8 protein-coding genes and 2 rRNA genes are annotated in these 13,958 nt (G+C 40.9%); all 10 read left to right on the top strand.

Annotated elements, in window-relative coordinates; translation table 11 throughout:
• Nucleotides 1-126 precede the first annotated feature (126 nt).
• The 10 genes from IGJ39_RS12375 (at nucleotide 127) to IGJ39_RS12330 (ending at nucleotide 13,725) form a co-directional block, all read left to right on the top strand.
• Nucleotides 127-3,041, top strand: a 23S ribosomal RNA gene (locus tag IGJ39_RS12375).
• Nucleotides 3,042-3,131: 90 nt separating this feature from the next.
• Nucleotides 3,132-3,247: ribosomal RNA gene (gene rrf / locus IGJ39_RS12370) — 5S ribosomal RNA — on the top strand.
• A gap of 204 nt (nucleotides 3,248-3,451) precedes the next feature.
• Entirely contained in the window at nucleotides 3,452-4,666 is a 1,215-nt protein-coding gene (locus IGJ39_RS12365; RefSeq protein WP_438764876.1) for a metallophosphoesterase family protein, read from the top strand.
• Nucleotides 4,663-7,386, top strand: a complete 2,724-nt coding sequence (locus IGJ39_RS12360) for an AAA family ATPase (RefSeq protein WP_438764874.1) — start codon at nucleotides 4,663-4,665, stop codon at nucleotides 7,384-7,386. The genes IGJ39_RS12365 and IGJ39_RS12360 overlap by 4 nt, the downstream gene beginning before the upstream one ends.
• Nucleotides 7,370-8,314, top strand: coding sequence for a 3'-5' exoribonuclease YhaM family protein (locus tag IGJ39_RS12355; protein ID WP_010734187.1), 945 nt, complete (start codon nucleotides 7,370-7,372; stop codon nucleotides 8,312-8,314). The genes IGJ39_RS12360 and IGJ39_RS12355 overlap by 17 nt, the downstream gene beginning before the upstream one ends.
• 695 nt (nucleotides 8,315-9,009) lie before the next feature.
• Nucleotides 9,010-9,336 carry an LPXTG cell wall anchor domain-containing protein gene (locus IGJ39_RS12350; protein ID WP_438764872.1) on the top strand — a complete coding sequence of 109 codons (327 nt, stop codon included), beginning with the start codon at nucleotides 9,010-9,012 and terminating at the stop codon, nucleotides 9,334-9,336.
• A gap of 4 nt (nucleotides 9,337-9,340) precedes the next feature.
• On the top strand, nucleotides 9,341-10,066 hold the full coding sequence (locus IGJ39_RS12345; protein WP_438764870.1) for a WxL domain-containing protein: 726 nt from the start codon (nucleotides 9,341-9,343) through the stop codon (nucleotides 10,064-10,066).
• 24 nt (nucleotides 10,067-10,090) lie between these two features.
• Complete coding sequence (locus IGJ39_RS12340; RefSeq protein WP_438764868.1) at nucleotides 10,091-10,870, top strand: WxL domain-containing protein; 780 nt, start codon at nucleotides 10,091-10,093, stop codon at nucleotides 10,868-10,870.
• A gap of 19 nt (nucleotides 10,871-10,889) precedes the next feature.
• On the top strand, nucleotides 10,890-12,938 hold the full coding sequence (locus IGJ39_RS12335) for a lectin-like domain-containing protein (protein ID WP_438764866.1): 2,049 nt from the start codon (nucleotides 10,890-10,892) through the stop codon (nucleotides 12,936-12,938).
• 34 nt (nucleotides 12,939-12,972) lie between these two features.
• Nucleotides 12,973-13,725: a WxL domain-containing protein gene (locus tag IGJ39_RS12330; protein WP_019722615.1), complete on the top strand. Its 753-nt coding sequence runs from the start codon at nucleotides 12,973-12,975 to the stop codon at nucleotides 13,723-13,725.
• Nucleotides 13,726-13,958: the final 233 nt, after the last annotated feature.

The raw sequence follows: 13,958 nt of genomic DNA, 5'->3' as shown, positions 1-13,958 counted from the left end.
ATCTTTTTGTCGAAAAGGCTGATTTGTGTGCTGGATAGAGTTTTTTAATAAGTTCAATTGCTTATTTTTCTTGATTGGACTTCTATCGCTAGAAGAAAGATCAAAACCCAACCGCAAGGTTGATAAGGTTAAGTGAATAAGGGCGCACGGTGGATGCCTTGGCACTAGGAGCCGATGAAGGACGGGACTAACACCGATATGCTTTGGGGAGCTGTACGTAAGCTATGATCCAGAGATTTCCGAATGGGGGAACCCAGCATCTTTTATAGGATGTTACGTATACGTGAATACATAGCGTATACGAGGTAGACGCAGAGAACTGAAACATCTAAGTACCTGCAGGAAGAGAAAGAAAATTCGATTCCCTGAGTAGCGGCGAGCGAAACGGGAAAAGCCCAAACCAATGAGCTTGCTCATTGGGGTTGTAGGACTCCGATATGGTAGTTCTTTCAGATAGTCGAATGACTTGGAAAAGTCAGTCAGAGAGGGTGAAAGCCCCGTAGATGAAATTTGGAAGGCACCTAGGAGGATCCTGAGTACGGCGGAACACGAGGAATTCCGTCGGAATCCGGGAGGACCATCTCCCAAGGCTAAATACTCCCTAGTGACCGATAGTGAACCAGTACCGTGAGGGAAAGGTGAAAAGCACCCCGGAAGGGGAGTGAAATAGAACCTGAAACCGTGTGCCTACAACAAGTCAAAGCCCGTTAATGGGTGATGGCGTGCCTTTTGTAGAATGAACCGGCGAGTTACGATTGCATGCGAGGTTAAGTTGAAGAGACGGAGCCGCAGCGAAAGCGAGTCTGAATAGGGCGTTTGAGTATGTAGTCGTAGACCCGAAACCATGTGATCTACCCATGTCCAGGTTGAAGGTGCGGTAAAACGCACTGGAGGACCGAACCCACGTACGTTGAAAAGTGCGGGGATGAGGTGTGGGTAGCGGAGAAATTCCAAACGAACTTGGAGATAGCTGGTTCTCTCCGAAATAGCTTTAGGGCTAGCCTCGGAATTGAGAATGATGGAGGTAGAGCACTGTTTGGACTAGGGGCCCATCTCGGGTTACCGAATTCAGATAAACTCCGAATGCCATTCATTCATATCCGGGAGTCAGACTGTGAGTGATAAGATCCATAGTCGAAAGGGAAACAGCCCAGACCACCAGCTAAGGTCCCAAAATATATGTTAAGTGGAAAAGGATGTGGGGTTGCACAGACAACTAGGATGTTGGCTTAGAAGCAGCCACCATTTAAAGAGTGCGTAATAGCTCACTAGTCGAGTGACCCTGCGCCGAAAATGTACCGGGGCTAAACATATTACCGAAGCTGTGGAGTACACCTTTAGGTGTATTGGTAGGAGAGCGTTCTAAGGGCGTTGAAGGTAGATCGTGAGGACTGCTGGAGCGCTTAGAAGTGAGAATGCCGGTATGAGTAGCGAAAGACAGGTGAGAATCCTGTCCACCGAATGACTAAGGTTTCCTGGGGAAGGCTCGTCCGCCCAGGGTTAGTCGGGACCTAAGCCGAGGCCGACAGGCGTAGGCGATGGACAACAGGTTGATATTCCTGTACTCGTTGTTTTTGTTTGAGCAATGGAGGGACGCAGGAGGCTAAGGAATGCAGACGATCGGAAATGTCTGTCCAAGCAGTAAGTCTTGATAGGAGTCAAATGCTTCTAACTTTAAGGACAAGCTGTGATGGGGAGGGAAATAATAGTACCGAAGTTCCTGACGTCACACTGCCGAGAAAAGCTTCTAGTGAGAAAACAACGACCCGTACCGCAAACCGACACAGGTAGTCGAGGAGAGAATCCTAAGGTGAGCGAGAGAACTCTCGTTAAGGAACTCGGCAAAATGACCCCGTAACTTCGGGAGAAGGGGTGCTGATCGTCAGATCAGCCGCAGTGAATAGGCCCAAGCGACTGTTTATCAAAAACACAGGTCTCTGCAAAATCGTAAGATGAAGTATAGGGGCTGACGCCTGCCCGGTGCTGGAAGGTTAAGAGGAGTGCTTAGCGTAAGCGAAGGTACGAATTGAAGCCCCAGTAAACGGCGGCCGTAACTATAACGGTCCTAAGGTAGCGAAATTCCTTGTCGGGTAAGTTCCGACCCGCACGAAAGGCGTAACGATTTGGGCACTGTCTCAACGAGAGACTCGGTGAAATTTTAGTACCTGTGAAGATGCAGGTTACCCGCGACAGGACGGAAAGACCCCATGGAGCTTTACTGTAGTTTGATATTGAGTGTCTGTACCGCATGTACAGGATAGGTAGGAGCCGTAGAAATCGGAACGCTAGTTTCGATGGAGGCGCTGGTGGGATACTACCCCTGCGTTATGGCCACTCTAACCCGCACCACTTATCGTGGTGGGAGACAGTGTCAGATGGGCAGTTTGACTGGGGCGGTCGCCTCCTAAAGAGTAACGGAGGCGCCCAAAGGTTCCCTCAGAATGGTTGGAAATCATTCGAAGAGTGTAAAGGCAGAAGGGAGCTTGACTGCGAGACCTACAAGTCGAGCAGGGACGAAAGTCGGGCTTAGTGATCCGGTGGTTCCGCATGGAAGGGCCATCGCTCAACGGATAAAAGCTACCCTGGGGATAACAGGCTTATCTCCCCCAAGAGTCCACATCGACGGGGAGGTTTGGCACCTCGATGTCGGCTCGTCGCATCCTGGGGCTGTAGTCGGTCCCAAGGGTTGGGCTGTTCGCCCATTAAAGCGGCACGCGAGCTGGGTTCAGAACGTCGTGAGACAGTTCGGTCCCTATCCGTCGCGGGCGTTGGAAATTTGAGAGGAGCTGTCCTTAGTACGAGAGGACCGGGATGGACTTACCGCTGGTGTACCAGTTGTTCTGCCAAGGGCATTGCTGGGTAGCTATGTAGGGAAGGGATAAACGCTGAAAGCATCTAAGTGTGAAGCCCACCTCAAGATGAGATTTCCCATTTCTTTAAGAAAGTAAGATCCCTGAGAGATGATCAGGTAGATAGGTCAGGAGTGGAAGTACAGTGATGTATGGAGCGGACTGATACTAATCGATCGAGGACTTAACCAAAATAAAATGAAAAAACTCGGAGAGTTTCTTACTAATACTTCAAATCCAGTTTTGAGTGAACAAGATTTACTCAATATAGATAACACCAAGTGTGGTGGCGATGGCGAGAAGGATACACCTGTAACCATGCCGAACACAGAAGTTAAGCTTCTTAGCGCCGATTGTAGTGAGGGGTTGCCCCTTGTGAGAGTAGGACGCCGCCACGCAAAGGAAAACAGTTGAACGAAAGTTCAGCTGTTTTTTTGTCTAGATGCGAACAAATTTTCGGTTTTTTGCTGAAAAAAAGCAATGGAAATGTTATGATAAACCATGTATAAACCAAAAAAGTCAACAGATATCGATCTGTTTTAGTAAAGCGATACAGACAAACTTGTATTTTATTATCTTATGTATAGGGAGGTAGTAGCTTAATGGTCAAATTTATTCATGCGGCAGATTTGCATATGGATCGTTCATTTGAAGGATTAGTGGGAATCGATGGAAAAGTTCAAAAGAAATTATTACGGGCTAATTTGACCGTACTTGAAAATATTGTGGAACAGGCAATCAAACATCAGGTTGATTTTGTTTTACTGGTAGGGGATAGCTTCCACCAGAATCGTCCTTCGCTAAAGATCCAAAAGCATTTTTCGGAACAAATCAAGCGCTTAGGAGAACACAATATCTCAGTTTTTTTAACATTTGGTAATCATGATTTTTATCAAAAAGAGAGATATTGGTTTGAATTTCCCGAGAATCTTTCTTTGTTTACTTCGGAAACTGTAGAGACACTGCAAATGACGACGGATGCTGGCGAAACGATTGCACTCAGTGGTTTTAGTTACACAAAACAATGGATCACTGAGGAAAAAGTACCTGATTTTCCCCAACGTTTTGCTGTCGACTACCATATTGGACTCTATCATGGTGAAACTGGGTCAACTCATGGGAATTATGCACCATTTCAAGCAAATCAAATGGAAGCAAAAGGCTATGACTACTGGGCATTAGGCCATATCCATGTTCCAACTAAATTAAATGAAAAAGGAACAATTCTTTATCCAGGTGCACCACAAGGACATACCAAAAAAGAAGAGTCTGCGACTTCAGTAGTTCTAGTTGAACTTCAAGGAGCGACTTGTCGAACAACACCTATAAAAGTTGCAGAAGTTTATTGGGAACGCCAGCAAATTTCTCTCAGGGAAGTGAAACAAACGACGGATGTACTGAAGAAAATCCAACAAGAATTAGTGGAACCCAATGCGATGACACTAGTCGAATTTGAGATCATTGATTATGAGCACTTAGATCAGGAAGTGTTGGATCGTATTCACTCCGGAGAATTATTAGATTATTTGAAGGAAGAAACAAATAGGAGATTTTCAAATTTGATTATTTGGCGTATATCTACTTTAGAAAGAGATAATGAGGCGAAAATCTCTTTATCTGCTTCAACAGCGATGTTTGAACAACTATTCGAAAATTACCAAACAAAGGAAGACTTTCAGCATATACTACAAGAAGCCTACACAAATCAAGAGGCAATCAAAGTGTTGGATCTACTACCGGATTTTCAAGAATCTACGATACAAAAGGCCCAAGAAATCATTCGGCAAGACTTTTTGTTTGAGGGGGATACTGAATGAATATTTTAAAAATCGAAATAGCAGCTTTCGGAAAGTGGCGTCAGCAAACCTTTGATTTTACCTCTGGCAATCAGTTGATTTATGGTGAAAATGAAGCGGGAAAGTCAACGATCTATCAATTTATCCAAGCCATCCTTTTTGGGTTTCCATCTAAAGGGAAGAAAAAGAAAGATTACACACCGCGAGACGGTTCTGCATATGGTGGGAAATTATGGCTGAATCATCCCATACATGGAGAAATTTATGTTGAGAGATATAAACAACAAAATAGAGGTAAATCGAAGGTCACATGTAATGGCCAAAGTGGAAGTGATGAACTCTTAGAAAAACTACTTTCACCTTTGACGAAAGAGTTATTCCAACAGGTTTTTACATTTCAACAAGAGCAACTGAGTGAACTTGCTCATTTAACAGAAAAAGAATTACATGACGCGTTGATTTCATTAGGAATCACTGGAAGTTCTCATGTCTTTCAAAAAAGACAAGAATATTATCAATCAGCTGATAAGTTGTTTAAAAGAAAAGGTCAAAAATTAGTGATCAATCAGAGACTAAATGAATGGAAACAACTACAAGAAAAGATTTATCAAAAGCAAGAGCAAGAGGCGATCTATAGTCAATGGATCATGGAAGAGCAACGTCTAGCAGAACAGCAACAGCTCTTATTGCATGATATCGAAAAAATCAATCAAAAACTTACGTTATATCATCAACAAGAATTGAACTTCTCTTTATATGAAGAATGGCAATCACTGAAAAAAAATATGCTAGCTGAAGTACCGGATGAATCACTAGTACAAGATTTAGAAGTATTTACCAAACGTTATCAACAAATGAACGAACGGCTGGAAGAACTTGAGGCTTCGTTAGAGCGACATAGTGGGATGGATCAGCAGTCTGCACGTTATTATTTTTATTTAGAACAAGAACAAGAGTTAAAAGCACTACAGCAAAAGCAATTTTCAACTGAGCAATTAATGGATGAGTGGCAAAGACTGCAAGTAGAGACAAGGGAAACAGCGTCAGAATTGAAAATCTTAGAACAACGTTGGCGCTGGGATCGATTGCAACGACCACAGGAATTTATTGATGATCCAGAGTGGCGTTCTTTGTATACGATGGCGCAACAATTAAATGATGAACACAGTCAGTTAGCGATTCGTTTTGATATCGTGAAGGAACAGCAACAAACACTAGAAGCAGAGATCAATGAATTAGAACTAGCCCATCCAACGCTGATCCAAACAAGACCAACCCAGGATGTTCCAGAAAAACAATCCTTTTTCAAATTTTACGTTAGTGCGTTAGTGTTAGCTGTGATTGGTTTAATCTTACCTATGCCTGGAAAAATATTGGGGCCATTGCTTGCTTTGGGAGTGGTTGGCTATACGTTTACTCGTAGAAAACCTAAGAACACTACAGACCAAAATTTGCCAGAAATCAAAGGGAAATGGCAAGAGAAACTAGGGCAACTGGATATTGTATTGGCACAATTAGAAGAGATTACTCAAACAATCAATGAGAATAAACGAAAGCAACAAAAAATGGAACAATCAGTGGCTGATTTTGCCTATCATCACTCATTAGGAATAATGAACACGCTTGAAACGATGAAAAATGAGGGCCAAGAAGTAACAGATTATCAAAAGCTTTATGCTGTTTTCCAAAAAAAGCAACAACGAGAACGTGAGATACAGGAACAACTCTTACAGATAGATGGGGAACTTGACCTAGCAAAAGAATGGCTACCACTCCAACATAAATCTCTCTCGGAAAAAATGGCGCTATTAACCACGTTCATCCAAGAGATGGAACAAATGAAATATGCTAGAAGTTATCAACAGAATACTTTATTGAAGCAAGAAATCAACGCATTGAAAAAGAAACAAAAAATGTGGTTGGAGGAATACAAAGAACAATTTACTAGAGCAGAACTTTCTTACCCATCAGAAGTACCGATTTTTTTACAAAAGGCGGAGCAAACGAAGCAACAACAAGCGCGTTTTGAAGAATTGACGCACATTCTTTCCCCAATTTTTAAAACTGTCATTACTTATAGCCAGTTGCAGACTCAGATTGCTCGTGAATCCGAACGATTGCAAGAACTAAAGAGGGAAGAAAGTAGGAAGAGTGAGCAACGTCAACGTTTGCAGTTGCAAATTGAGGGATTACAACAAGACGGGACATTAGATGAATTATATCAACAGGAAAGTCTACAAAAAGCACAACTACAAAATTTATTTGAAGAGTGGGGAGGCTTAGTGATTGCTGGGACATTTTTAGGTGATCTTTCGACAGAATTAAGTGAACGGCAATTACCACAGTTACTCAAATTAGCTGGAGACTATCTAAGTATCCTAACTGATCGACAGTACCAAGAAATACAATTGAAAAACGATACATTGACATTAACAAATGGTACAGATGAGTTTCCAATTTATGAACTATCGACAGGGACAAAGGATCAGATGATTATGGCGATGCGTTTTGCATATCTTGCTTTGGAAGCGAAACGTTCGATCTGTCCAGTGATCATTGATGATGGCTGGCTACACTACGACCATAAGAGAAAATACCGTTTAGCTAAACTACTAGCTGAATTTAGCAAAACCTATCAAGTAATCTGCTTGTCTTCTGATCAAGAAATGGTAAGCTATTATCATGAGCTAGAACAATCTGTGAGAAAGTTAGAAGGTGCAAATAGTGAAAAAAATACGTGAATTAGTCGTTGATGAACAATTCGAACAATTCGTTTTGATCAAAAATGCAGATGTAAGAATCGCTAAGAACGGTAAGAAATTTATCGCTTTTACATTTCAAGATACATCAGGAACAATTGATGGCAAATATTGGGATGCATCAGAGGACGAGATCAAAAAATTTACACCGGGAACAGTTGTCTTTTTAAATGGTAAACGCGAGGTCTATCAAGGAAATCCTCAAGTTAAAATCTTGCATATGCGTTTAACAAAAGTTGATGAACCGAGTGATCCCAGTTTGTACATGGAAAGAGCACCATTGAGAAAAGAAGAAATGGAAGAAGAAATCAACCAATTGCTATTTGAGATCACCAATGCACATTGGAATCGAATCGTACGTTATTTGCTCAATAAATACCAAAAACAATTTTTTGAATATCCAGCAGCAAAACGAAATCATCACGCATTTGCTAGTGGATTGGCTTATCATACAGTATCGATGTTACACTTAGGTAAAGCGATTGCTGATGAATACCCTGAATTGAATCGCCCACTACTTTATGCGGGGATTATCTTACATGATTTAGGAAAAGTGATCGAGTTGTCCGGCTCAATGGCAACAGAATACACATTAGCGGGTAATTTAGTAGGGCATTTAGTTTTAATTGATGAAGAAATAACAAAAGCTTGTTTAGCATTGAAAATCAGTGAGGAAGAAGAAGATGTGCTGATCTTACGTCATATGGTTCTATCACATCATGGATTGTTAGAATATGGTTCGCCTGTTCGTCCTCGAATCATGGAAGCGGAAGTATTACACCAAATCGACACGATCGATGCTTCAATGCAAATGATGACTACTGCGATTCGTCAAACAGAGCCAGGGAAATATACAGATCGAATATTTGGTTTAGATAATCGTAGTTTTTATGTACCAAAACAGAAATAAGTAAGAACGTCTTCTCAGAGTCTGTGACGATCGTTGTCTCACCCTTTCTAAAACTGAATAAAAGGTGTTCCAGAAGCAACTCCTTTGTTGCTGATTTTCGGAGTTGTGTTCTGTTACACCTACAAAAAAAGATGTTGGTGAAGGGTGCTGACATCTTTTTTGTGGTTTTATATAAAACGCTTGTTATTTTATCGATATGGATAAGGAGCATTCATTTCTTCTGAAAAACAATTGAGTATATATACATAGTTGTTCTGTAATAAAAAACACTTCCTTCTCTTACTTTAGAAAACAGCTTGCTTACCTAAAGGTATCGTTCAGTTGGGTCGAACGTAGAGAGATTCTCTTTTTTTTTGTAGTCTTGCTCTTGCTTAATACTTTATTCTATAACATGAATAAAAATCACGCGGAGCCAATTTTTTTTCAGGAAAAGGCAAAAAGTTTGAACTTGAAAGTAAGCTGAAAATCTGGAAGTTTACCAGACGAAACTGTTATGATTTATTATGGAGTTTTAATTAGGTAGTTTCTTATATAAAAATCTTTATTAACTAAACACTTTCCCAGATTTTGGAATGCTAAATGTCCTGAATCTTTTTTTTTGAAATAAATCAAAATAATAAAAAATTAAAATAAAGAAAAATTTATTATAATTTAACTCGATAACGATTAATCAATTTATAAGAAAGGAGAGAGAAATGAAAAAGAGTTTATCAGTTATCGTGTCTTTATTTATAGTCATGCTTATAATGACTGCCGTAAAAACTGGAGCGGTTGAACAAAAGGAGTCGATTGGAAAGACTAGTTTTTATGGGAATTACGAGTATGCAGAAGAAGATGAACATCGGTCGGTTGACACAAATCCGAGTCATTCGCGTCATTCGGACAATCAACTAGTTACTGGTTTGAGTGTTTTACCAAGAACAGGTGAGAATCTTCAACCAATATATACGCAAATTGGTTTTATTCTATTGAGTGGACTAGCTATTTTGATGATTCATATAAAAAGAAAAACGGGGGATTAATAAGATGAAAAAAGAAATTTCAATGCTATCAACAATTGTTCTACTTGGAATTGTCGTAGGGAGTATGCAAGTTTCTGCGAATGAGGTATTTCCAAAAGAATATAACACAGATGGAACCATCACATTTGAAGCGGGCGGAACCGAAGTGACACCACCAGTCGATCCGGAAGATCCTGATCCAGAAAATCCAGTCACACCAGTCGATCCTCCAGGACCTGGAACAGGTGGCGCATTGTCAATCGACTATGGATCAAAATTTAAATTTGGTACACAAAAGATTTCTTCGACGACACAAACTTACTATGCAGCACCAGATGAGATGCAAGATGGTTCTAAGAAACCAACGTATGTTCAAGTGACTGACAAACGGGGAACGTTGACTGGGTGGAAGTTAAGTATTTCTCAACCAGAACAGTTTAAAACGATCAACGGAGATGAGCTTGTGGGGGCAGAGTTGGCTTTTACTAAAGGACAGGCAGATTCTGTGGTCGATTCACAATATACGCCTACAACAGTCAATAATAAGTTAACCTTGACTCCGGGATTAAGCGGAACATTGGCAATCAATGCGGAGGCTGGCACAGGAGTCGGAACTTGGGTCTATCGTTTTGGTGCAAATGAAGCAGATAACCAGGATGCAGTACAATTAACGATTCCAGGTAAATCAGTTAAATTGGCACAACAATATACAACTAAGTTAGTTTGGTCTCTAGAAGATACACCAAACTAATTTCCTTGAAGGGGAAATAAAACGATGAGAAAACTTTTGTTTAGTGTTTCGGTAGTTAGTTTACTAGGAATTTCAGGCTTATCAATCGAAGCCTACGCCGAAGAGAATAAACATTATGAATCAAATAGCCTAGTCGAGTTTGTTCCAAGCATGGATCCGACAGACCCTGTCAATCCAGAGAATCCAGATCCTGAAAAACCTGTTAAACCAGTCGATCCGACAAATCCAGATGGACCTAATCCAGGAACAATTGGCCCCTTATCCATTGACTATGCCTCCAGTTTGAAATTCGGGAGAAATCGTATTTCAAATAGAGATCAGGTGTATTTTGCGAGGGCACAATCGTATCATGAGGATCAATTCAACACAGCTAATTTTGTCCAAGTTTCAGATCATCGGGGGACGAATAGTGGATGGTCGTTGAAAGTGAAACAACAAAAACAATTGACGGCAACGAGTGAAACATTGAATAACGTGTTGACAGGTGCACAAATCATGTTAGCACGACCTACAGTGAACAGTAACGCGTTGAATGTCGAAAAGCCTGAAGCGATGGATGAAGTCGTTCTAATACCTGGTGAAGAGTCTGTACTAGTGACAGCGAAGATAGGAGCTGGAGCTGGAACTTGGTCAACACATTGGGGTGAAGTGATAGAAATGGAAGAGCGGGATGAATATGGGGAGAGCCAATCTGTAAATGTTACGAAAGATATTCAACTGTCAGTACCTGGTGCCACACCGAAAGATGCAGTCACATATCAAACAAGCCTAGTGTGGATGTTGACAGATGTTCCAGGAATGTAAGAAGTAGGAGGGAAAAGAGATGATACGAGGAAAACTATTCACACTTATCTTAAGCACGATAGTAACGGCGACTATCTCTCCTCTTATTACTGAGGAACAGCCACTCAGTGAGACCAGTTCGACTATTGAAGTGATGGAGGGAAATGACGAGTCATTATCAAGTGAGGAACAGTTAAAAACAGTAATTGAACAAATAACAAGCGATTCAACAAAGGAAGAAGCGGATACTTCTGAAGATTCTACAGACGAGAAAGAGGATCAACAAACGAGCAAACTTGAAATTGATAAAGAAGTTGCTCGTTCGAGTATCTCCTCCTACGCCATAAGTTTGCCGAATGATCCAAATATTATTCCCATCGATCAGGTTTTTCAACCTCAGATTGGAACAAGCACAACTTTATTAGAGGGCGGGAAGTTGTTGCAGTTGAATCCAGCGAGTCCTTCACAGATAGGGGCGATCTGGTCGAAAGAAACAGTAAGTTTGCTCTCAGATTTCACCTTCAAAAGTTATTTGTATTTAGGAGATCAACGAGGCAGTGCTGGAGACGGCATGACGTTTACACTAACCAATGATCCAAGAATGAGTACAGCGCCTCAACAGGTGATCGGTTCACCAGGGATGGGACTAGGCGCTTATGCAACAGCAGCAAATCGCCCATTTGTTAGGAATGCGTTGTCGATTGAGTTTGATACGTATAAAAATACGGGTACTTCCAATCGAATGGACCGAGAGATTAGTGCAGATACTGGATTTGGTCACGTCGCATTCGTCACCCCAAAATCAAATAATAATCATTATTCAGGAGAGCATTCTGGCGTAACTTTAGCTCCTACCTTTTTATCGAATGGTACCTGGCGCATGCTGACAGTCCACTGGAATGCAGCACAAAGAAGATTGACATATGATTTAAGCGGTGTTGGAAGTAACTCTCATGTTGTGTCAAATCTAACTACCCAATTTGGTGGGACGGATGTTTACTGGGGCTTTACTTCTTCCACAGGAACATTCGTGCAGGAAAATGCGTTGGCAATGACGCAATTACCAACGAATGTCACATCAGAAGCAGATGTAAAAGTAAATGACGGAGAATATGGGCGATCAGTCGAGGCATCAAAAAATGATCGGATCTTTATCAGGAAAATGCTAAATGTAGAAGGTTCTTCGCTAGAACAAAGAAATCCTAAAGCTAGTATTGTGCTTCCAGAGGAATTGGGGCCTGTCCCTCGTTCGATCACCCTTGATGGAAAGCCAGTAAATGATGCAGATGTTTCGATTGTTGATCATCGAGTCACTGTAGAGTTAGGAAATCATCTTGTGTCGAACCAACCATTAGTTTTAGAACTAGAAACAGTACTTGAGGATGACACTCCAGAAAAAGTGATCACAACCAATTTTGAGTATTTGGAGCAAACGGTGCTTCTTAAAAAGACAAATGAAGTAAATATCACCATTGCACAATCTCAAGAAAAAACAATTCAAGTTTATCATAAAGACATAGATACATTGCAAGAGATTGCGCAATCGAAAACTCTTACTGGTACCATCGGTGAAGCATATAAAGAAAACCCACTTGTAATTGATGGCTATATTTTTGTTTCAGACTCTGGGAATACAGAAGACGTTTTTTCAGAGACAACCGACGACATCTATTTTTATTATCGAATTGGACGACTCTATCTTTCTGAAGCACCTACGCGATTTGACTTTGGCAGTCACAAAATAGTATCAACTACATTAACTGTTTTTGGTCAACCGACTGGTCAGTTAAAAGTCATCGATGAACGGGCTACTAGCAGTTGGCGATTACAACTAAAACAACATAAACCGTTAATAAACAACGGATTTGAGATACCAGGTGTGCTTTCGTTTATAACAACGAATGGAGCAATGGAGATAGGAGAATCTGGCATAATCATTAGCGCCAGTAGTCAAAAAGGCGAGAGTAACTTGTCAGATTTATTAGATAAGCAAAACCATAGAGGAATAAAAGCAACTATTCCTGTAGAGTTTCAAAGAATCGGAACGTTCGTAGGGACATTATCTTGGTCACTAGAAGATGTCCCCTAACTAAAATGAATCATGGAATGGAGAAAAATAAAAAATGAAAAAAACAACCAACTTAATTATGTCAACGATTGCATTGAGTACATTTGCCCTACCATCAACAGCCTTTGCAACAGATGGAGGAGTGTATACTTCAAATGGTGTCGTTCAATTTATACCTAATACAGATCCAACGACACCGGTCGATCCAACTAACCCCGTTGATCCGGTTGCCCCAGTTGATCCGACTAATCCTGGTGGCGATCCTGATCCCGGCACGAATGGGCCATTGTCAATCGATTACGCTTCAAGTCTAGATTTTGGCGTGCAAAAAATCACTTCTAAAGATGAAACTTATTTTGCTGCTTCACAAAAATATAGAGCGCTTGATGAGCATGGCAACCCAATGACTGATATTAAAGAAGGGCCTAATTATGTGCAGGTGACAGATAATCGTGGAACGGAAACTGGTTGGAGTCTAAAAGTAAATCAAGAAGGTCAGTTTACTTCCGCTTCTGGAAAAGTTTTGACCGGTGCGACAATCAGACTAAGAAATGGTAACGTGGTAACCGCTTCAACATCGGAAGAACCTGATGGAGAAGCGACAATTGTTTTAGATGCAGCTGGGGCACAATCAAATGTGATGGCTGCTAGTGCAGGTAAAGGTGCAGGAACTTACTTATTTGCTTGGGGAAATGTTGCCACAGCGAATGCAAGTATTGAATTGAACGTTCCTGGTTCAACGACAAAGTATGCTGAACAGTATGCAACTAAGCTGACTTGGACATTATCAGATACCCCTGGAAATTAATGAATAGATCAAGGATTTTGAGATGAGAGAAATTCTGTAAATACTTTTCACGAAGATGAGAAGGATTTCACAGCGATTGTTTTCTAGATCGTTGTGAAATCCCACTTGTTTTTGGAGGAAGTTCTTCTATTTCCACTATTTTTATGGGACGAAACGATGACGATTTTCGATGATCACAAAAACCTTACATACGTAAAGGAGCAAATACAGTGAAAAGAAAACTAAAATTATTT

This window comes from Enterococcus sp. AZ140 (assembly GCF_051714405.1).
Lineage (GTDB): Bacteria > Bacillota > Bacilli > Lactobacillales > Enterococcaceae > Enterococcus_B > Enterococcus_B pernyi.
Note: the sequence above shows the minus strand (reverse complement) of the source record. Positions and strands in the feature narration are given on the sequence as shown.